This is a genomic window from Mycobacterium simiae, from assembly GCF_010727605.1.
GTDB classification, from domain to species: Bacteria; Actinomycetota; Actinomycetes; order Mycobacteriales; family Mycobacteriaceae; genus Mycobacterium; species Mycobacterium simiae.
This window is the reverse complement of record NZ_AP022568.1, coordinates 2628097-2647353: the sequence shown is the minus strand read 5'-3', so window position 1 is coordinate 2647353 and position 19257 is coordinate 2628097. Positions and strand designations below refer to the sequence as shown.

Sequence of the window (19257 nt, the reverse complement as noted above, 5' to 3'; positions counted from 1 at the left end):
GTTTACGAGAACCGTTCCTCGATCTGGGGGTCGTAGAGCCGTAGCCCGAGGTGATGCATGGCGTCGATGATCATGTTCGCGTGTTCGGGTTCCCACGCGTAGCCGACAAACTCGACGAGCTGCTTGCCGATGGATACATCGAACGCTGGCGCACCGTCAGGGTCTGCTCCCGGTGGTTGCAGGATCTGCCCGTCCCAGCGCCAGTCGGGCAGATACTCTGCGATCGCCGTCAAGACGAGTTTCCGGTCCACCACATCAACTTCAACAACATGTTGGCCGCCGTTTAGCTGCCGATACACCTGACCGGGATCGAGATCATTCGCTCCAGACCAAAACGCAAAGTTGTAGCTCACGCCGATCAGTTTGCCCGGTATCGCCGGCCATCCAAGAGTGCCGACCTGTAGTGGTGCGTCGTCGGGGTTGGAGTTGATTCTGTCGACGTAGCTGCGCAGCGTCGTTGTGAGTTCTGTGCCGCTCAGGTTGTCGATGACGGTCGGCTGTAGCGATCCGTCGCGGTCAAGAGTGAAGCCAAGTGGAGCGAAGGCCTGTACGAGCTGGGTCACTCTCGCACTGCCGGCATAGCTCTCGTTGCCAGGGGTGAAGCCTCCGTGAGCCCGACACAGCGCTACCAGTTCTCGGGCCAACGGCAGTCCCGCAGTGCGGTGTGTGCTGCCGGTGAGACAAAGACATGGCGGACTCGCTTCATCTTGCCTAGGTGAGATCCGTTCGGTGTCCTTCCGTCTGGCGCCGGGCCCAGGTGGCTGAGGCCGTGGCGGGTGAATGCATCGCGGAGCTGCTGATGTGAGGGGCTGCCGGGGACATCGAAGAAGGGGCCAAGGGCCGCACCCAGCTCGGTCAGATTCACGGTTGCCTCGACTCCAACGCTGGGTTGTTCACGGATGCGGAGAGGTACCGATACGCCGTCGCTCGGCTGATGCCGAACGCTTTAGCGCAAGTTCGTGAACGGGTTCTCCGGTATCGGCGAGACGACGTAGCTGTCGCTGTCGCTCAATAGTGAGTTTGGCGGGCTTGGTGGCCGGTAGGTGGCGTGCTCGTCTGGAGTCACGAGAAGCAGCGCGACGCTCACGCCCAAGTTCGAGCTCGAGCTCAGCCAGGGTGGCCATGATGGCGGCCACCGCGCGACCAGTCGGAGTGGCGGTGTCAACGCCTTCTTGCAAGGCTCGCAACAGGATTCGCCGACTATCAAGGTCGGCTATGGTGCGTGTGACCTCGGCGGCTGACCGTCCTAGACGGTCAATGGCAGCCACCACCACAACATCGTCGGACGGGCATAGTTGAGCAGGGCAACCAAGCCGGGCGCTGTGTGCCCACAGCGCCCGAGAGTTCGTCGGTAAACAGCCGATCGGGATCTACGCCAGCGGCCGTCAGCGCACTGCGCTAAGCATTGAGGTCTTGGCCGGTGGTGCTGACGCGGGCGTAGCCCAGGATCGCGGTCATGCCCATGACTGTCTCACCTGGCGGTGACAGCGGGGATTCGAGACACGCGGTGTGAGACACGATATGAGACACCGCGACCTGGCATTACTCGGTAAAGGACTGGCACCCCAAGGGGTGTCTCGTTTCTCTAGATGTGAGACAACGCTAGAGGGAACACGGGCGAGTCCTTTCTCGGTGCCGCATCGCGCCCTAGTTCGCGGTGACTGGGATGTGTTCCATCAGCCAGTGCTGTGAGTAGTCCAGCCATTGGCGGTAGTGGCCCATCGCGCAGTGGTCGTCGTCGGGGTACAGCAGCAGGGTGGCGTTGGCGGCGGCGTGGGCCAGGTCGCTGCTGTCCTGGGTGCTCATGAGGGTGTCGTGGTCTCCGTTGATCACCAGCAGCGGCATAGTTATGCGGGAGTAAAGATCTCGGATGGACAGCGCTTTGAGCTTGCGCACCAGGTCGATGGGGTGGGCCGCCCCGACGGTCTTGGCCAGGGCGTGCAGGATGATCTGCGGAGTGCCTAGTGCGCCGCCGTGGAAGGACCGGTGTGTCGGGGCCCCGCAGGCGATTGCGCAGGCCAGCCGGTCGTTGGTAGCGGCCAGGCGTGCGGTCCAGTAGCCGCCGAAGCTGACCCCGACCATCGCGATCCGGTCGGCGTCGAGCCGTTGGTCGTGGGCGAGGTGCTCGATGATGCGGTGGTAGACCGCTTCTGACTCAGGCTGCATGGGATGGGTGTAGGCGTAGCTGCCGGGCATTTCCATCAGGAACATCGCCATGCCGGTGTCGCGGTAGCGCAGCTGTGGGATGGCGAGTTCCTGGGCGGTGCCCTCCAGTCCGTTGGTGGTCAGCACCACCGGGTGCGGGCCTGAGCCGGGCGGCAGGACGAGGTAGCCGCCGACGGTGTCGCCGTCGGTGAGCGGGATGTCGACGTGTTCGACGGTGAGGCCCAGTGTGGGCACCAGCGCACCGATCAGAGCGTCGAAGAGGTGCCGTGAACGCCAATAGGCCTTCATGCGGTGGGGGTCGTGGCCGGGGAAGGCGCTGACCTGGTAGTAGGTGATGGCCTTCACCCACGCGTCAATTGCACTGAAAGCCAGGGTGATTCGCTCGCGATCACCGGCAGGGGCGTGTTCGTCGACGAGGGCGGTGAGCGCGCGGGTGTCCGGCTGTGGTCCGTGGTCGGCGAAGAGCGCTGCCGCGGGGGCGATCCACGCGGTCAGCCCGTCGACGTTCTCGGCGGCGGTCGCGGCGCTCGGGTCGGTGAGGTCGGGCACGGAGGCGGCGTCGGTGCCGGCCAGGCTGCGCAGCACGTTCCTGGCGCGCCGGGCGTGGGTGTCGGCGATGCGGTTCCAGTAGCCACACCAGCGGTCGTCGCGGAAGGACCGGGCGCCGCGGATCTGCGCGGCGAACAGGGTGTGGTCGAGTCCGCCCATGTTGGCGTAGCGCAGCACGAACAGCGCAGGCAGAAACGGTGCGGCGCCGGTCCAGCGGGCCGCCAGATCCGTGGTGCGGGTGACCGCGCACGCGGTGACGAACAGCTTCTGCGGCAGGCTGGCCTCGGTCATCGGGGGTCCCTTCAGAGTGTGGTACTGGGGCGGTCGCGTCAGAGTCGGTTCGTCGTGCGGGCGTTGCGGCGGGCTTGTTCGGCGGCGTCGGACGGGGTTCCGCGCCATGGATCCCCGTGGCCGGGAACGAGGATGTCGGCGGCGATGCCGGTCAGGGTCTGTAGGGCAGCGTCGGCGTCGGCGGGGGCGTGGGCGAAGAACGGCGGCACCAGTTGTGGGCCGCTGACCGGTGACAGCGGGTGACCGGTGACCAATGCGTCCCCGGTGACCAGGACACCCTTGTCGGGCAGGTGGAAGGCGCTGTGCCCGCAGGTGTGTCCTGCGCAGGCGACGGGCACCGGGGCCCCGGGTAGGTCGAGTGCCCCCGCGCCGGGGAAGGGCTGCGCATGTGGCAGCTTCACGGGTTTGAGCGCTCCGGCGGCCATGATGCGTGCGGTCCAGCGCAGCGCCGACGGCCGGTAGCAGCGTTCGATGATGTCGGCAGGCGTCGCTTGTTCGAGGTGCCCGTCGCGGGCATGGACGACTTCGGCTCCGCTCATGAACACCGGTGTGTCGTAACGCCGGTGGAAGTGGTTGATGGCGCCCATGTGGTCCAGGTGGGCGTGGGTCAGCAAGATCGCCTGAACGTCCATCGGGTGCCGGCCCAGCGCCCGGATCGAGTTCTCCACCCGTCCGGTGTCTCCCGACCAGCCCGCATCGATGAGGGTGAGGTCCGCGCCGTCGCGCAGCAGCACCCAGTTGACTGCGGTGCCCGCCACGCAGAACACGCCCTCGGCGACTTCCTGCACGCCCACCTCCTCACCAATCGGAACGATTGTTCCGACGATAGCACCGTTCCGCGGTACAGTGGAACGACTGTTCCGCTCCGATGTGAGGATGGTTCCCCGGTGAAGCTCAGACGTGTGCGCACCGTCGAGGGTCTGCAGTTGCAGACCTTCGGCGCCGACGGCTCTTGGCAGGCGAGCACCGACCCGACCCCGTTGGGTGGTCGGGTCTTCGACCGTGACTGGGAGCTTGCTCGCATCGACGAGCACCGGCAGCACAGTGCGGTGTTGTTGCCGTTTCAGCCGGTGTCGTTTCGCGACTTCATGCTCTACGAGCAGCACGTCTTGGACGCCAGCCGGGGTCTGGTCCGTCGGTTCCATCCCGGTCAGTACCGGCTCGTCGAGACCGTCGAATTGCTCACTCGGCGCACGTTCCCGCTGTTGAAACCCAAGCCGCTGTTCTACGCCCAGCCGATGTACTACATGTCGAACGCGATGACGTTCATCCCCTCACGCACGCCGATCACGGCACCCTCCTACAGTCAGGCGCTCGATTACGAGCTGGAGATCGGTTTCGTTCTGGCGCGGGGCCTGTTCAATGCCACCCCCGCCGAGGCGCTCGACGCGATCGGCGCGTTCGTCGTGCTCAACGATTGGAGTGCCCGCGACGTGCAGCGGGCCGAAATGGACAGCGGGTTCGGTCCGCAGAAGGCCAAGCACTTCGCCAGCTCGCTGTCGGAGGTCGCCGTCACCGCCGACGAAATCCTTCCTCGTATCGACGCGCTGCGCGGAACGGTGTCGATCAACGGTTCTATTGTGTCGACGGTCTCCAGCGCCGGCATGCAGCACGATCTGGGTGAGGTTCTGGCCCACGCCTCCCGCAGTGAACACCTCTATCCCGGCGAGCTCTTCGGCACCGGGACACTTCCCGGCGGCAGCGGCATGGAAACGGGGCACTGGCTGGGCCCCGGAGACACCCTGGAACTGACCATCGATGACATCGGCTACATCGAACACACCGTCACCACGCCGTCGACGCGGGGAATCGATTCATGACAAGCCCCGCAGCAGCCGACCCGCCCCCGCCTGCCTCGCGTGAAGCCAACCGCGAGAAGCTACGTGATCGGCTGCTCGACAGTGCCGAAGAACTCTTCGCCGACCGCGGCTACTTCGGTGTCAGCGTCCGTGACATCACCGACCACGCCGGCACCCGCCTCGCCGCGGTAAGTGACCAATTCGGCGGCAAGGAGGCCCTCTTCCGCGCCGTTCTGCTGCGTCGCATCCAACCCCTCAACGACGACCGCCGCACCAGGCTGGCAGCAGTGCCACCGCGCGGCACCCGAGCACAGCGACTGCGCGCTCTCATCGGCGCATTCACCGAACCCATGCGCCAACGAGCGGGTGATCCGGGGTGGGACAACTACTTTCGCTTCATCGCGCAACTCGCCAACTCCGCACACCCCATCGGACGCTTCATCGTCGAGGACTTCAACGCCATCGCCGCCGACTTCATCGCCGCGCTACAGACCCTGTTCCCCGCCACGGACGAGGCGGCCATCCACGACGCCTACCTGCACCTACTGGCAGCCACCTTGCACACCTACTCCAACAACCTGCGCCTAGACAGCCTCACCGACGGCCGCATGCACACCGGCGACATCGACGAACGCCACCAGGCACTCCTACGCTTCGCCGAAGGCGGGATCACCGCCCTGGCGACGACGCCATAACGAGCGCGACCCGCGTCGGATACGGGACCGCGCACACGCTGGGTCGCTGGGGAAGCTGCGCGCACAGTTCCGCAGGGATCACCACGATGCGCACGTCGGTATCGCCGTGGCAACGGTGGGCGTGTTGGAAGCCTGGCGGCGTCCAGGTCACCGATTCGCTGGTGCGACCCAGGTTCCGTACGAGGTGGTGGTCGCCAGTGCGCCGCTGGCGCAATACACCAGCTGACCTTCGGCGTGGCGGTGAGCGCCGAACGTGCGCAGGCAAATCTGACCGACGCGGGACTAGCTGACGTGGTCGACATTCGCATCGGTGACGCGTTGGAGACGCTGCGGGACGGCATCGAGGACGGTATCGACCTAGTGCTGCTCGACGGCGCGTGGAGCCTGTACCTTCCGGTGCTACAGATCCTCGAATCACGCCTGGCGCCCGGAGCGTTGGTGATTGCCGAGAATGCCGTCGACGAGTCGGGCGACTACCTCACCTACGTGCGCAACCCCGACAACGGATACCGCTCCCTACCCCTGCCGTTCGAACCCGGCCGCGGCAACGAGATGTCCGTCTACACCGCCTGACGCGACCCGCCCCGACAGACCCACCCGTTGCACCTCACCGGCAGCAGAAGTTGTCCCATCGTTGGTCGATGCTCGCACGACATAATCGGGATTGGCCGCGTCCCACGGGAATGATTAACTGCAAGCGTGCGCAGACAACCGGAACTGGCGCGACGCTTCTTCGATCGATTCGAGCCGGTGCATGCGGTGACGTATTTCGCGCCGGAGGCCCGCGCTGCGTTCGACCAGCTGGGTTACCGGGGCTTCTGGATGGGCTACTTCGCCGCCCGCTCCGCTCCGCTCGGCCCGGTCGCACCCGAGGTGGTCACCGCCGTCTTCTACAACTTCGCTCCCCAGCGTGTGGCCAAGGCGTTGCCGGCGGCGTGGCAGATCGCCGGTCCGGAAGCAGCCCTGCGCGCCCGCCTGGACTCGGCGGTCGCGACGCTGCGCCGGTACGGCCTCAAAGAGGATGAAAACGTCTGCACTGCAGCGGAATTAGCGGCCAAAGCCGCCCGCCGGGCCCCCGCTGACGGCCGCGCGCTGTTCGCCGCCAACCGGGCGCTGCCCTGGCCGGACGATCCGCTCGCGGCGCTGTGGCATGCCACCACGCTGCTACGTGAGCAACGCGGGGACGGCCACGTGGCGGTACTGACCGCCGCCGGCATCTCGGGCCGGGAATGCAACGTGTTGCACGCCGCCGCGAACCGTGTCCCACGCGAATACATCGCGCGCACAAGAGATTACGACGACGACGAATGGCACCGTATCGAGCGGCAGCTGGGCGCCCGGGGCCTGCTCGGCGAGGACGGGTCGCTCACCGCGGCGGGCCGGGCGTTGAAGGAACAGGTCGAATCGAGCACCGATGCACTCGCCCTGTCCGCGCTCGAGCCGCTCAGCGACGACGAGGTGGAGGCGCTGTTCCAGGCGTTGACGCCGATCACCCGGGCGGTGGTCGAGGGCGGTGACGTCCTGGCCGTTACCCCAATGGCGTTGCGACGCGACGAATTACACGACACCAGCGCACATTTGGCCTAAGGCCGGCTGCTACGGATCACGCGGCAACAGGCGCTGCTTCTGCTCGACGAATTCGTCTTGGGTGAGAATGCCCGCATCCCGCAGCGACGCCAATTCCCGAAGCTCGGCGGCAATGCTCGTGATCGGCCCGCCGAGCCGAGCCTGCGGCGCCTCGGTGGCCTCCGGTGACTTCGCGTCTTTGGGTTTACGCCCGGGCACGCCGATGCGCTCCTTGGCCCCCGTGCCACCGCCGCCGGTGGCACCGGCCATCGCGCGTCCAGCCATGCCCGCCAATGCCAGCTGGCTGAACAGGCTGCCCGCGCTGGAGCCGGTGGCTTGCGCGGCGGCTCCGACAGTGGCGGCCGGCAGCGCGGTCGTCATCGCGCGCAACTCCGGTGCCGCGGCCGCCCATCCCGGCGGCACCGACAACCGACCGACCGAGCTCGCCTGGTTGAAGCCACCGGTAACCGTCTCGGTCGGATTGGTGAGCACCGGAAATGACGTCGGCGGGACGGATGTGTTGCCCGGCCAGGGTTGGACGCCCGCCCAGCCGCTGACGATGTCGTCGGTGTGCACACCGGTGTAGTAGCCGCCGACGTCGTAGGGAAGTGCGGTGGTTCCCAACGAGGTGTCGGCGGCCAGGCTCGCTGCCCCGAGCTCGGGATCGAGGAACACCGCGCTCAGGTCCGCGGCCAGGCCGAGCGCATCCCGCCCGCCGAACCCAAAATCCGGCAAGGCCAAGTCGGTCGCCGCCAGGTCGCTCACTTCGGGGCCCGCGGCGAAGGCCTGCGGCAGTGACCCCACGGCACCCTGCGCATCGCCGGCCGCAGTGTTGGCGGCGGCGCGGACGGCCGCGGCTTGGCCCGCGGCCCCCTCGCTGGTGGTGTTCGAGGGCGGGGATTGGAACGGTTGCAAACGGCTGGCCGACGCCGCGGTCGCTGCATAAGTCTGCATGGCACCGGCGTCCTGGGCCCACATCTCGCCGTACTGCGCCTCCGTCGCCGCGATCGCCGCGGTGTTCTGACCGAAGAAGTTGGTCGCCACCAGTGCGGCCAGCAGGCTGCGGTTGGCCGCGACGACCGGCGGTGGCACGGTTTCGGCGAAAGCGGCCTCGTAGGCGGTGGCCGCGAGCATGGCTTGGCTGGCAGTCTGCTCGGCCTGCGCGGCGGCGGCCGTTGCCCAGGACACGTATTGATCGGCCGCGGCGGCCATGGTGGTCGCGGCGGGACCGAGCCAGGGGCCGGCAGTCAGCTCGTTGATCGCCGATTGATAGGAGGTCGCCGTCGAATGCAGCTCCGCGGCCAGGGCTTCCCATGCCGACGCGGCGGCCAGCATCGGCGCGGAACCAGGCCCGGCATAGATGCGCGCGGAATTTATTTCCGGCGGCAATGATGCGAAGTCCATGGTGTTCCCCTCCGACAAAAGGTGGCCGCGCCGCCGACGGCTAGGTGTACGGCAAACGAACGAAATTATCGCCCGCGCCTGAGTACCCCGTGCCACCGGTTTTGCTTGCGGAAATCTTTTGTCGTCGCATCGCGACAACAATCTCCGCCGAGGAGCCTGGGATCGGTGTTGCTGGCAGTACCCAGTTACTCGGCTGTCCTGGTAGGACAGGTTAAGCCATACGGCGCAGCGGTCCACGAGGCACAGGCGAACCGTATCGCGCCAGCGGAGCTCGAACAGTTCGCGGTGCGCGAGCCCCGCGGCGCCGATTTGCGTCGCCCGGCGAAGGTGGTCTAGCGGCCCCGCTAGTTGCTGGGTTGGGTTTGCACCCAGCCCCGCACCTCGGCGGTCACCGGGTCGGTGAGCTCGTCAAACTCCGGATGCTTCTTCAGCACCGTGCCGACCATCGAGCACACCGGCACGATCCGCTTGCCGGCGTCACGGGCGCCGTTGAGGGCCGCTTCGACGAGGATGGTCGCCAGGCCTCGTCCGCCGTACTCGGGGTCGACCACCGTGTGATAGAAAACACGCTGGTTAGCGCGGTCCGCGTAGTCGGCGTGTCCGACGGTCTTGCCCTCGACAGCGATTGCGTAGGTTTGGTGACCCTCGGTGACGGTGGTTTCCGCGCCGGTCTTATCGGTCGTCATTGGTGTCCCTCTCTCTCGTTGCATGCGGTAATGGTCGGGGCCGCAGTCGGGTGGTCGGCAGCGGCGGGGCCGGCAGCCTCGCGACTGAGCCCTGATAGCCCGCGACAGCACCGAAGCGTGCGTCGGCGTCCTGCCACAGTTCGCGATAGCGAGCAATCTCGTCGTGATCACGCCCGACGAAGTTCCACCACATGAGTAGCTCCTCGACAAACGGGGCGCCTCCCAACAGCACTACCCGCGCCGGCTCCTCCCCAAAATTACGCAACCGCAGGACGGGGCTGCTCGGCGCCTGGTAGCCCAGCTCGCCGGCGGCCAGCGGGGTGGCGTTCATCTGCACATCGCCGGCATCGCAGAGGACGCCGTGCTCGAATGTAGGGTCGATGTCCAGCTGCAGTTCAGCCTTGCCGTCGAGATCGAGCTGAGCGCCCAGCAGCGGAGTGAAGGTACGCACCGGGGATCGGCTGCCGGCCAGCTCGCCGAGAAACACCCGCGCCACCGCGCCCGGTAGCGCCACCGGTTCGGGCACATAGTGCGCGAAGCCTCGTCCGGTGTCACGGTCGGCGTCGGGCAGCGCGACCCACAGTTGCACCCCGTGCAGCACGGCGTCCGATTCGACCGACACTTCGGAATGGCAGATGCCGGCACCGGCGGTCATCAAGTTCAGTTCGCCGGGCCGGACGAAGGCGTGCACTCCTGCACTGTCGCGGTGCTCCACTTCCCCACTGAACAGCCAGCTCACCGTTTGTAGTCCCGTGTGCGGGTGGGGCGGCACGTCCATGCGTACGGTGGCCGGGCCATAGTGGTCGATGAAGCACCAAGCGCCGATCAGCGAACGCTGCCGTTGCGGCAGGGTCCGTTGCACCCGGATCGCCCGCGGTCCGCCCAACGGAACCTCTCGTGGCTGCAGCACCTCCGTGTCCGTCGCGCTGGAGGCGCTGCACGCGACTTCGGTCGGGGCGGTCTCGAGATTGCTCACCGGGCACCCTTCGTTGTGGGCTGGCTAGGGCGACCGTACCGGGCCGGCCTACCTGCCGGGCGGCCGCAGCACCTTCATCGCGGCCCGCATGACCGGTTCGGGGAGCCGGTCCTTCATCGACAGCGCGGTGTCGGCTGCCCGTGAGCGCAGGGGCGTCCCCCGCCCGAAGATCCGGTTCAGCGGCCCGCCGGAGGGCTCGAGCACGACGTGCAACGGCGGGGTTCCCACCGATGCGCCCAACGCGTTGGCGATGACCATCCGTTGGATTTCGCTGGTGCCCTCAAAGATGGTGTACAGCTTGGCATCTCGATACCACTTCTCCACCGGGTGGTCAGTGATGTAACCCCAGCCGCCCATCGTTTGAATGGCGCGCTCGGTGGCTTTGATCGCGACCTCGCTGGCGGCGAGCTTGGCCATCGAGCCTTCACCCCGTTCGAACGCGACGTTATTGGCTGCCATCCAGGACGCCCGCCAGGTCAGCAGCCGGGCCGCGTCGATCTGCGTTGCCAGGTCGGCCAGCGGAAAGGCGATGCCTTGGTTGTCGATGATGGGGCCGCCGAATGCCTCTCGCTCGGTGGCGTAAGCCGTTGCGTACTCCAGCGCGGCGCGAGCAATGCCGATCGCCTGGGCCGCGACCATCGGCCGGGTCTGCTCGAAGGTGCCCAGCGTCGCCGAGCCCGAGCGCTGTCCACCGGCGACGAGCTCACGCGCCTTGGCAAGTTTGTGCTCCAGCTTCTCTTGTCCGCCAAGGAGATTCGCCCCCGGAACGCGGACGCCGTCGAAACGCAGCTCGGCGGTGTGGGATGCGCGGCAGCCCAGCTTGTCCAGCTTGCGCACCAGCTCCAGGCCGGGGGTGCCGCCGGGCACCACGAACAGCGCCTGGCCGCGGTGGCCGAGCTCCTCGTCGACGACGGCATTGACCACGTGCACGTTGGCGATGCCACCGTTGCCGATCCACATCTTGTGGCCGTCGATGATCCAGTCCTCACCGTCGCGGCGTGCCCGGGTGCGCAGATTGCGGACGTCGCTGCCGCCTTCCGGCTCGGAGATGGCGAGTGCCGCGAGCTTGAGATCTCCTGGCGTGCCGAAACATTCGGGAGCCCACTGCAGCATCTGCTCGGGGGAGGCGGCCTGCCCGATCGCCGAGAGGGCCAGCGCCGGCATCACGATGGCCAAACCGATCCCGGCGCAGCCCCAGAACAGCTCCTCCATGAACATCGGCAGCGACAGTCCGGACGGATCGCCGATCAGGTCGCGGTAGAACAACGGACTGTAAAACCCGCGCTGGGCCGCCTCCTCGAGGACCGGCCACGGAAACTCCTGTCGTTGGTCGTAGTCAAGTGCGACCGGACGGATGACCGATTCGGCGAACTCGTGGGTGCGCCGGGAAAGGTCGTGCTGCGCTGCGGTTGGTGTGAGGCTGAACGTCATGGCTGGGCCTTCGGGTCGACGGTCTGGTGTCCCGCCGCGTTCGACTACCCCGTCCATTGGGTGAACAAACGTTCACGATGGTGCGCCCTCGTCTAGGCCGCCGTGCGCGGGCCCACCTGCGCGGTCGGTAGGTGCAAGACGACTGCCGGCTTCGGGATGGGCTGATGCTCGCTGCGGGCAAGCAAGGCGGCGTTTTCAGGCAGCTGCCGGGGGCTGATCTCGCCGGCGGCGATGCGGCGCAAGACGTCGTGTGCCTTGGCCAACTCATCCCGCTTGCGGTACTGACCGCCGGGCAGCTTGACGCCGGCCCACACGCCGTATTCCTCGCGATGGGCGATGGCGTATTGCGCGCACCGTCGTTGCTGGGCCAGCGGACAGCGGCGCAGGCACTGCAGCCGCGCCTCGGTGGCCGATCGTTCGTAGGCGCGCGCCTTGGCCGCGCCATCACCACTGTCGTCATCGGGATAGCCAAACCACAGTTCCGGATCGGTTGCGCAGGGGTGTCCCATGGCGATCTCCTTGTCTGAAATGAAACGTAGGCGAAAGCGTATACGCCCAACGTCGGCCCGCGCAAGAGAAACGAGATAAAAACGTATACGCTTAGCGATAAGTGCCGGCCTGTGTAATATCCGCCCTATGGGCGGAGCCCGCGGTGAGCCGTGAGTCGGCAGGCGCGGCGATCCGTGCATTGCGGGAGTCCCGCGACTGGTCCCTGGCCGACCTCGCCGCTGCGACCGGCGTCAGCATCATGGGCCTGAGCTATCTCGAGCGCGGTGCCCGCAAACCCCACAAAGGCACTGTTCAGAAGGTCGAAAACGGTCTCGGCCTGCCACCGGGCACGTACTCGCGGCTACTGGTGGCCGCGGATCCGGATGCCGAGCTGGCCCGACTGCTGGCCGCGCAACCGCCGCAGCAGATGTCTCCTGCACGCGCCGGAACGGTGGTTGTCGACCGCCACAGCGATACCGAAGTGTTGGAAGGCTACGCCGAAGCGCAGCTGGATGCGCTCAAATCCGTGATCGACCGATTGCCGGCGACGACATCAAACGAATATGAGACGTATATTCTGTCTGTGATCGCGCAGTGCGTGAAGGCCGAGATGCTCGCCGCCAGCTCCTGGCGGGTGGCGGTCAACGCCGGCGCGGACTCAACGGATCGACTCATGCAGCATCTGCGAGCGCTCGAGGAGACGCGCGCCGCACTGCTAGAACGGATGCCGGCCAGCGTCAGCGCACGATTCGACCGGGCCTGCGCGCAGGCTTCGTTGCCAGAGACGATCATCGCCGCGCTGCTCGGCGTCAGCAGCGACGACATGTGGGACATCCGCAACCGTGGCGTGATCCCCGCGGGGGTCCTACCCCGCGTGCGCGCGTTCACGGAGGCGGTGGAGTCGAGTCACGGCAGCGCCGACCAGGTCAGCGGTGAGGGGGACGAATGACCGAGACCGATGTCGAGGCGCTGCGGCGCGCTCATGAGTTGTTCACCGGCGGCACCCGATCGGTGCCGTTCGACGCCGCACCCGTGTCCGGGCGCGTTGCGCCGCCGAATCCCGTTGGGAGACAACATGCTTACCAGGCGCAGGCAACGCGCAGCCACGATGCACTGCTCGCGGCGGCTCGCACGGATGCCACGGCCGCAGGCGTCATCGCGGGAGCCCATCGCGATCGAGCCCAGGCCCGTGAGCTGACCAAGACCGTCCTCGATGAGGCGCGCGCCGATGCCGCTACCACCCCGAACACCCCGATGGCGCAGCGCGAGGCAATGCGTCGCCGGGTCGCGCGGCTGCGCGCGCAACGCGCCCACATCTTGACGGCCCGGCTCCGTGCGCGACGGCGGGCAGCGGCGTTGCGGGCGTTGCGCTACCGGATGCGGCGCCCCCTCGGTACGCCGCCGGCCGGGCTGCGCCTGCCAGCGCCGGGTTCGCGCGCCGGCATCGCGGTGCGCGCGGCGCTCTCCCGCCTCGGCCGCCCCTACGTCTGGGGTGCGACCGGCCCGGACCGATTCGACTGTTCCGGCTTGGTGCAGTGGGCGTATGCGCAGGCTGGCGTCCATCTGGACCGCACTACGTATCAGCAGATCAACGACGGGGTGCCGGTGCCCCGGTCGCAAGTCAGACCTGGCGATCTGGTCTTTCCCCACGCCGGCCACGTGCAGATGGCGATCGGCAACAATCTTGTCGTCGAGGCGCCCTACCCGGGTGCGTCGGTGCGAATCAGCCAGCTGGGCAGCAACATCGCGATACGCCGGCCGATATGAGTCGTCGCTACGAAGTGAGGTTGAACGCATGGCCGAACAAGCCGGACCATCACTAGCAGCCATTCGGGCGCAGCAGTCGGCCCTGGCGACTCGGCACCATTCGCTCGCCGACGCCGACCGGACGCTGATGGACGTGCTGGCGGCCGCCCACGCCGCGATCCGGGACAGCATCGGCCGCCTGGATGCGATCGCCGACGAAATCGAGCGCGCCGTCCCGGCACACGCGAACCTGGCTGTCGATACACCGCTGGGAGCGCGAGAGTTTCAGAAGTTTCTGGTGGCCAAGCAGCGCGAGATCGCCGCGGTGGTCGCGGATGTGCGCGAGCTGGATCGGGCCAAAGCTGCTGTGCTGCAACGGCTGCGGGGAGCCTACGGCACCCCGGCTGGATAGTCGGCCGCCGTGGGCTGTTCATCCACAGCCGCACGGCGGTGAATTGTCGCGACCACCGGCCCGCACTACTCTCAGCCGGCATGGAGGGGTCGCGACACCGCCCGTGCTGGGGCGCAGCGCAGTTGGCCTAGCCGGTGTCCACCTACGACGAGATGCTGGCCATGGTGCGGGCGGTGCGCGACCGCACCGGTGATCCCAACGCGTGGCAAGCCGGGCTGACCCCAACCGAGCTGGCGGCGGTGATCACGCCAACTACCCGGCCGGAACGGCTCGAGATGATCATGGCCAAAATCCGTCAGCAGCATCCCGAGGTTTTCGATCCTGCCTCCGGTGCGGTCAACCCGCCGCGGTCCGGGCCGGCGCAGGGGCCACCGGATCGTTCTGCGGGCGCCGCCGCGGAGGCCATCGCGAACGCCGAAGCCGCTCTAGCGCATCAGAATTCGGCTAGTGCGCAGCTGGATCTGCAAGTCATTTCGGCGATCATGAACGCTCACTTGAAAACCATCGACGGCGCGGAGGCCCTGAGCGCGCTGCAGCGGGAGACCGAAGTCGCGGTGCGGACGCGTTCGGATCTGGATACGCCGGCGGGCGCGCGGGACTTCCAGCGCTTCCTCATCGGCAAGCTCCGAGACATTCGGGCGGTGGTCATGAACGCCAGTCTGGATGACACGTCGAAGTCGGCGCTGATGGCCGCGTGGACTTCGCTGTACGGCGCATCAAACAGCGGCCAGAACGGCGGCCAGGGTACGTCCGGCGAGCCCGTGACAGCACCGGTGGCCGCGGCGACCACGCCGGCGCTGAGCACGGGTCAGCCGTTGCCCGGCCCGGATGCCGGGGCCGACTGGGATCCGCTGCTGGATTCGCTGCTTCTCGACGATCCGGGAGTGCAAGCCGGCGCTCCGGCGCCCGGTCCGGCCGAGGGCGCCCCCGCCGCCGCACCACCACCGGCGTTGCCGAGCCTGCCCAACGTCGGGCTCGGGCCCGCGCCGGGATCGATGGGCGGATGGGGCGCGCCGAGCGGCTTTGCACCGTCCGGGCGCCAGGAAGCCGACGCGCCCGATCCGGGTCTGCAGGAGCTGGCCGACGACACTCTCGGCGAGGATCCGGCCGACTCCGATTCAGACCACCCTGACGAACGCAAAGACGAAGACGGACAGGACATCTCAGGGGCCGAGTCCCCACCGTCGGGCCCCACCTCGGTGACCCTGCCCGATGGTGAGACCGTGACGGCCGCCAGCCCGCAGTTGGCCGCCGCCATCCAGGCCGCGGTCGGGGGTGCATCCATCCCGGATGCGTTTCACCAGCAGGGCATCATCATTCCGGCGCCGGGGACCGCCGTCGCCAACCCGATCGACCCAGTACAGGTCGCGCCCGGGGACATCGGGATCTTCACCGACCGCCATGCTCTCGGCCTCGGTCACAGCAAGGCATTGCTCGACGGCCAGATTCAGCACATTGCCACCGTAAGCGGGCCGAGCTTTCTAGGCTGGGAGCATCCACCGGTTACGTCGACCGCCACCGCCCCAGCGACAACCGAGGCACCGACACCGACCCGGCCGGCGGCCACGCCGACCACGCGAGAATAGTGAACTCGCCGGCCCGCCCGGCGGTGCAGGAACAGGAGACACCCGATGGCAGATCGAATCCAGGTGGCGCCCGCGCACTTACGCGAAGCCGCAGCCCATCACCAGGAGACCTCGGACTACTTGCGGACCATCCCGTCTTCGCATGCGGCGATCCAGGAAAGTCTCGATTCGCTCGGCCCCATTTTCGGCGAACTCCGCGAGGCCGGGCGCGAACTGCTGGAGCTGCGACGACAGTGCTACGAGGCGCAGGCGGACGACCATGCCGACATGGCGCACAAACTGACCGTATCGGCCACGACGTGGGATCAGCACGAACAAGACGCGGCCGGCGCGCTCGGCCGGGTCGTCGACGGCGGTCGATGACAGACGCCAATCCCGCCTTCGACACCGTTCACCCGAGTGGGCACATCCTGGTCCGCTCCTGCCGCGGTGGGTACATGCACAGCGTCGCGTTGAGTGAGGAGGCGATGGATACCGACGCCGCGACCCTCGCCCAGGGCATCCTGTTGACCGCGGACGTGTCGTGGCTCAAGGCGCTGCTGGAAGTTCGACAGGAGATCGTTGCGGCCGGACACACCCCGTCGGCGGAGGTCCCGACGCCGCACGATCTCGACGCGGCAATTGAGAAGCTGCTGGCGCACAAGTTGCGCCGCCGTGACAGTACGGATTAAATCAGCCAGGGCTTCGCGGCGTCGGGATCCGGCGCGATATCGCTCGGTGGCTCGATCGGGTTGGCGCCGAACAACTCTCGCGCCCGGCCGAGCAGGGCGCGCACCTCATCGAGTTGTTGCTGCAGCGCGGAGTCGGCCATGAGTTCACGGTACCGAGCCCGTCGTCGTCGCACAATTCACCTTTGCTCAAGCGCGTTGCCGGGCGGTCGGTAGTCTGGCCGGGTGGCGATCTTCGGTCGAATGACGGCGCGCCAGCGCCTCCGGAGAGCTACCCGGGAATCATTGTCGATGCCGGCCTTCAGCTCTCCCACCGATTGCACCCCGTGGGTGATCGGTGGTCTCTGGCCTGCCGAATTGGCGGCGGTGACCGACGAAACCGCCCCGCTCGCAGGGTATCTCGAAAAGGACCTGCAACGCATCGTCAGCAGCGCCAACAAGCAGCTCGGGATGGTCAAGCGTGCGGGACTCACCCAGGAGGGTCGCCAGGCCGCCGAGACCCGCATCGTCGAGGAGGCGCGTGCGCGGGCTGTCCGGCGAGTCGAATCGACGATGCGCCAATTGGACCTGATGAAGACGCAGCTGCATGCGGGTCGTCGCAGCGCCTCGGCCGAGAGCCGGGATAGCGGAGTCGATCTGGACAAAACGCAGATCATCCCCACGGTTCCGCCCCCGCCGCCGCCCGCCCCTGACCGGGCGCTCGAGGAGACGCAGGTCATCCCGGTGGTGCCGCCGCGGCCGGAAATTGCCCGGCCGGCCGATGATCGCACCGATGTGATTGTCACCGGACAACCCGCGCCCGACGAGTCGACGACCGTCGAAAAGCCGATCACCGAAACTGTCGGCGGCGACGACAAGCGCGACGCCTCGGCGGGTAAGCATCGTGCCCCGTCGCGGGCCGAAACGAAGGTGGTCAGCATCCCGCCCCAGCCAGCACCCGAGCCGCAGCCGGAACCCGAACCTGAGCCGGTGGCCGCCGCCGCGCCGGTGGTCGATGTGCTTGCCGAGGATCACGATGACACCGGAGCCGACGAGGGTCGGCATCGGACGACCGGCGAGGCCGCCGCGGGGCCGGTCGTCAGCGAACCGGAAGCCGAGCCGGAACCGGTGCCCGAGCTGGAACCCGAGGCCGAGCCGGAACCGGTGCCCGAGCCGGAACCCGAGGCCACCGAAACCGAGACCGAGAAGTTGCAGCGCCTGTTGGCATTTGTGGTCCGCCAAGAACCACGACTGAACTGGGCGGTCGGAGCCCTCGCGGACGGCACCCCGCTGCTGGTGACCGACCTGGCGCACGGCTGGATCCCGCCGTTGATCGAGCTGCCGCAGGGTGTGCGACTGCTGCCGCCCGGCCGCCGCGCGGGCAGGGCGTCCGCGCTACTCGGTGACGTTCGACTGACCGCCACCTATACCCCCGGCGACCCGATCGGCCGGCCAGCCGACTTCGCCGAGACGCAGCCTTCGGTCGCGCCCCGCGACCTTCCCGCAGTGCAAGATCTGGGCTGGGAGCTGAGCCGACTCACCCACTGGCGTGACGGGTTACCACGGTTGGTACACACCCTGGCCAAGGCCGCTAGCGCGGGAACCGGCGTCGTCGAAGAAGAAGCCGACCTGTTGCGCGTCCACCTCGACACCGCCCGCTACCAGCTGTTGAGCCAATACCCCGACGTCGACTCCGCGCTCTTGCTGAACTGCCTGCTGCTGGCGGCTACCGACAGCAGCGTCGCCGGCGACGCGGTATCGGCGAACTATCACCTGGCCTGGTTCCAGAAGCTCGACGAACCGCCCACCAGCCGATGGGCCGCCGACACCTGACGCGTCGGCGTGCGGGTGCACAACACAGGTAGTCGACTACGCATGTGCGCTGGGCGAGGGCTGCATAGATTCTGATCGACGTCCGGAGCCACCGGCCGCAAACCTCACCCAGGTGATCGAAATGCTCGTCATCCCGAAATTCGCAGTGCCGGCACGCGATAACGCTGCGCCCCGGCATCCCAGCTATCCCGCGACCGCGGCCACCGCGGCAGCACACCCCCCGCCGAATGCACTCGCCGAGCCTGTCCTGATCACCGAAGGCCAGGTGCTGCTCGCCTCGGCCATCGCCCGCCCGACCCTGCGGCCCACCCCAGGCCTGCGCTCGCGGCTCACCGAGCTCTGGCACCGCGTGGGGCTGGCAGCCAACCTGGCCCCCGAGATGGAACACCAGCCGCCGCGCCGGTACCCGCCACGGCGGCTGCCCTACTTCGAGCGGGCGGCGATGGCCCGCGAAATGGACCGGCTGTGAACGAGCTGCTGCTGGTCGCCGAAGGCGCCGTATTGATCGTCATCAGCATCGGGGTGCACCACCTCTCCGCGTGGCTGGAGCGCTGGGATTACCAACGCCATTGCGAGGACTGACGCCGCCGGCAAACTGTGAATTGACGCTGGTTGGAGGGGTCGATGATACTTACCTGGTGTCGGGGTCGGGCGGTCGCAGGGAGCACAGCGACCTCAAAGACCGAGACCTCGTCGAGGCGGTACTACGTGAACTGAGCGAGGCGGCCGACAAGTGGGAAGCCCTCGTCGCCCAAGCCGAGACGGTCACGTACAGCGTGGACTTGGGGGACATTCGCGCCGTGGCAAATTCCGACGGCAAGTTGGTCGAGCTGACCTTACATCCCGGCGTGATGACCGGCTACGCCCATTCGGAGCTGGCTGACCGGCTGAACCTCGCCATCGCGGCGCTCCGCGAAGAGGCAGAAGCCGACAATAGGGCGAGGTACGGCGGCGAGCTGCACTGACGACAATGTCGATGTA

Annotated in this window: 22 protein-coding genes and 1 pseudogene; 13 read left to right on the top strand and 10 right to left on the bottom strand. The window is 67.5% G+C overall.

What is annotated here, in order from left to right; translation table 11 throughout:
- Nucleotides 1-2: 2 nt before the first annotated feature.
- From G6N33_RS27455 to G6N33_RS12275, 4 genes and pseudogenes are all read right to left on the bottom strand, one after another.
- Nucleotides 3-563, bottom strand: a complete 561-nt coding sequence (locus tag G6N33_RS27455; protein ID WP_049919069.1) for a hypothetical protein — start codon at nt 561-563, stop codon at nt 3-5.
- Between the two features lie 298 nt (nt 564-861).
- Nucleotides 862-1389: pseudogene (locus G6N33_RS12285) on the bottom strand (recombinase family protein).
- A gap of 258 nt (nt 1390-1647) precedes the next feature.
- Nucleotides 1648-3006: an alpha/beta hydrolase family protein gene (locus tag G6N33_RS12280; protein WP_044509107.1), complete on the bottom strand. Its 1359-nt coding sequence runs from the start codon at nt 3004-3006 to the stop codon at nt 1648-1650.
- A 38-nt stretch (nt 3007-3044) separates the two neighbouring features.
- The gene (locus tag G6N33_RS12275) at nt 3045-3794 is read right to left on the bottom strand and encodes an MBL fold metallo-hydrolase (protein ID WP_232069470.1); all 750 of its coding nucleotides are present in this window, start codon (nt 3792-3794) and stop codon (nt 3045-3047) included.
- Nucleotides 3795-3893: 99 nt separating this feature from the next.
- Between G6N33_RS12275 and G6N33_RS12270 the strand changes: the two genes are divergently transcribed.
- The 4 genes from G6N33_RS12270 to G6N33_RS12255 all read left to right on the top strand — a co-directional run bounded on the left by G6N33_RS12270 (nt 3894) and on the right by G6N33_RS12255 (nt 7087).
- On the top strand, nt 3894-4826 hold the full coding sequence (locus G6N33_RS12270) for a fumarylacetoacetate hydrolase family protein (RefSeq protein ID WP_044509108.1): 933 nt from the start codon (nt 3894-3896) through the stop codon (nt 4824-4826).
- Entirely contained in the window at nt 4823-5500 is a 678-nt protein-coding gene (locus tag G6N33_RS12265) for a TetR/AcrR family transcriptional regulator (RefSeq protein WP_049919070.1), read from the top strand. The genes G6N33_RS12270 and G6N33_RS12265 overlap by 4 nt, the downstream gene beginning before the upstream one ends.
- Nucleotides 5501-5740: 240 nt before the next feature.
- Nucleotides 5741-6073 (top strand): O-methyltransferase, encoded by a 333-nt coding sequence (locus tag G6N33_RS12260; RefSeq protein ID WP_155945919.1) that lies wholly within the window; start codon nt 5741-5743, stop codon nt 6071-6073.
- Between the two features lie 126 nt (nt 6074-6199).
- Nucleotides 6200-7087, top strand: a complete 888-nt coding sequence (locus G6N33_RS12255) for an SCO6745 family protein (protein WP_044509109.1) — start codon at nt 6200-6202, stop codon at nt 7085-7087.
- Nucleotides 7088-7096: 9 nt separating this feature from the next.
- On the opposite strand, the gene G6N33_RS12250 is transcribed toward G6N33_RS12255, so the two are convergent.
- The 5 genes from G6N33_RS12250 to G6N33_RS12230 all read right to left on the bottom strand — a co-directional run bounded on the left by G6N33_RS12250 (nt 7097) and on the right by G6N33_RS12230 (nt 12072).
- Nucleotides 7097-8470 (bottom strand): PPE family protein, SVP subgroup, encoded by a 1374-nt coding sequence (locus G6N33_RS12250; RefSeq protein WP_044509110.1) that lies wholly within the window; start codon nt 8468-8470, stop codon nt 7097-7099.
- Between the two features lie 344 nt (nt 8471-8814).
- Nucleotides 8815-9156, bottom strand: coding sequence for a GNAT family N-acetyltransferase (locus G6N33_RS12245; protein WP_044509111.1), 342 nt, complete (start codon nt 9154-9156; stop codon nt 8815-8817).
- Nucleotides 9143-10132 (bottom strand): pirin family protein, encoded by a 990-nt coding sequence (locus tag G6N33_RS12240; RefSeq protein ID WP_044509112.1) that lies wholly within the window; start codon nt 10130-10132, stop codon nt 9143-9145. Before G6N33_RS12240 ends, G6N33_RS12245 begins: the two co-directional genes overlap by 14 nt.
- A 48-nt stretch (nt 10133-10180) precedes the next feature.
- Nucleotides 10181-11563: an acyl-CoA dehydrogenase family protein gene (locus G6N33_RS12235; RefSeq protein WP_044509113.1), complete on the bottom strand. Its 1383-nt coding sequence runs from the start codon at nt 11561-11563 to the stop codon at nt 10181-10183.
- A gap of 92 nt (nt 11564-11655) precedes the next feature.
- The gene (locus G6N33_RS12230) at nt 11656-12072 is read right to left on the bottom strand and encodes a WhiB family transcriptional regulator (protein WP_044509114.1); all 417 of its coding nucleotides are present in this window, start codon (nt 12070-12072) and stop codon (nt 11656-11658) included.
- A 143-nt stretch (nt 12073-12215) separates the two neighbouring features.
- Here G6N33_RS12230 and G6N33_RS12225 point away from each other — a divergent pair, with 143 nt between their 5' ends.
- From G6N33_RS12225 to G6N33_RS12200, 6 genes are all read left to right on the top strand, one after another.
- Complete coding sequence (locus G6N33_RS12225; RefSeq protein ID WP_044509115.1) at nt 12216-13001, top strand: helix-turn-helix domain-containing protein; 786 nt, start codon at nt 12216-12218, stop codon at nt 12999-13001.
- Entirely contained in the window at nt 12998-13819 is an 822-nt protein-coding gene (locus G6N33_RS12220) for a C40 family peptidase (protein ID WP_101528343.1), read from the top strand. The genes G6N33_RS12225 and G6N33_RS12220 overlap by 4 nt, the downstream gene beginning before the upstream one ends.
- Nucleotides 13820-13847: 28 nt before the next feature.
- A complete protein-coding gene (locus G6N33_RS12215) occupies nt 13848-14210 on the top strand; it encodes a DUF4226 domain-containing protein (protein ID WP_044509118.1) in 363 nt (120 codons plus the stop codon).
- Between the two features lie 134 nt (nt 14211-14344).
- Nucleotides 14345-15796, top strand: a complete 1452-nt coding sequence (locus tag G6N33_RS12210; RefSeq protein ID WP_044509119.1) for a DUF4226 domain-containing protein — start codon at nt 14345-14347, stop codon at nt 15794-15796.
- Nucleotides 15797-15841: 45 nt separating this feature from the next.
- Nucleotides 15842-16159, top strand: a complete 318-nt coding sequence (locus tag G6N33_RS12205) for an ESX-1 secretion-associated protein (RefSeq protein ID WP_044509120.1) — start codon at nt 15842-15844, stop codon at nt 16157-16159.
- On the top strand, nt 16156-16467 hold the full coding sequence (locus G6N33_RS12200; protein ID WP_044509121.1) for a DUF2694 family protein: 312 nt from the start codon (nt 16156-16158) through the stop codon (nt 16465-16467). The genes G6N33_RS12205 and G6N33_RS12200 overlap by 4 nt, the downstream gene beginning before the upstream one ends.
- Here G6N33_RS12200 and G6N33_RS27060 read toward each other — a convergent pair.
- The gene (locus G6N33_RS27060; RefSeq protein WP_169717156.1) at nt 16464-16607 is read right to left on the bottom strand and encodes a hypothetical protein; all 144 of its coding nucleotides are present in this window, start codon (nt 16605-16607) and stop codon (nt 16464-16466) included. The genes G6N33_RS12200 and G6N33_RS27060 overlap by 4 nt on opposite strands.
- Before the next feature lie 148 nt (nt 16608-16755).
- Between G6N33_RS27060 and G6N33_RS12195 the strand changes: the two genes are divergently transcribed.
- The 3 genes from G6N33_RS12195 to G6N33_RS12185 all read left to right on the top strand — a co-directional run bounded on the left by G6N33_RS12195 (nt 16756) and on the right by G6N33_RS12185 (nt 19241).
- The gene (locus tag G6N33_RS12195; protein WP_049919076.1) at nt 16756-18276 is read left to right on the top strand and encodes a DUF5631 domain-containing protein; all 1521 of its coding nucleotides are present in this window, start codon (nt 16756-16758) and stop codon (nt 18274-18276) included.
- 112 nt (nt 18277-18388) lie between these two features.
- A complete protein-coding gene (locus G6N33_RS12190) occupies nt 18389-18745 on the top strand; it encodes a hypothetical protein (RefSeq protein ID WP_101528344.1) in 357 nt (118 codons plus the stop codon).
- Nucleotides 18746-18911: 166 nt separating this feature from the next.
- On the top strand, nt 18912-19241 hold the full coding sequence (locus G6N33_RS12185) for a DUF2710 family protein (protein ID WP_101528357.1): 330 nt from the start codon (nt 18912-18914) through the stop codon (nt 19239-19241).
- Nucleotides 19242-19257: the final 16 nt, after the last annotated feature.

Coding starts and splice junctions, on each gene's coding strand:
- G6N33_RS27060 (WP_169717156.1), bottom strand. CDS start 16,607: ATGGCCGACTCCGCGCTGCAGCAACAACTCGATGAGGTGCGCGCCCTG.
- G6N33_RS12265 (WP_049919070.1), top strand. CDS start 4,823: ATGACAAGCCCCGCAGCAGCCGACCCGCCCCCGCCTGCCTCGCGTGAA.
- G6N33_RS12195 (WP_049919076.1), top strand. CDS start 16,756: ATGCCGGCCTTCAGCTCTCCCACCGATTGCACCCCGTGGGTGATCGGT.
- G6N33_RS12215 (WP_044509118.1), top strand. CDS start 13,848: ATGGCCGAACAAGCCGGACCATCACTAGCAGCCATTCGGGCGCAGCAG.
- G6N33_RS12250 (WP_044509110.1), bottom strand. CDS start 8,470: ATGGACTTCGCATCATTGCCGCCGGAAATAAATTCCGCGCGCATCTAT.
- G6N33_RS12200 (WP_044509121.1), top strand. CDS start 16,156: ATGACAGACGCCAATCCCGCCTTCGACACCGTTCACCCGAGTGGGCAC.
- G6N33_RS12230 (WP_044509114.1), bottom strand. CDS start 12,072: ATGGGACACCCCTGCGCAACCGATCCGGAACTGTGGTTTGGCTATCCC.
- G6N33_RS12205 (WP_044509120.1), top strand. CDS start 15,842: ATGGCAGATCGAATCCAGGTGGCGCCCGCGCACTTACGCGAAGCCGCA.
- G6N33_RS12220 (WP_101528343.1), top strand. CDS start 12,998: ATGACCGAGACCGATGTCGAGGCGCTGCGGCGCGCTCATGAGTTGTTC.
- G6N33_RS12280 (WP_044509107.1), bottom strand. CDS start 3,006: ATGACCGAGGCCAGCCTGCCGCAGAAGCTGTTCGTCACCGCGTGCGCG.
- G6N33_RS12245 (WP_044509111.1), bottom strand. CDS start 9,156: ATGACGACCGATAAGACCGGCGCGGAAACCACCGTCACCGAGGGTCAC.
- G6N33_RS12235 (WP_044509113.1), bottom strand. CDS start 11,563: ATGACGTTCAGCCTCACACCAACCGCAGCGCAGCACGACCTTTCCCGG.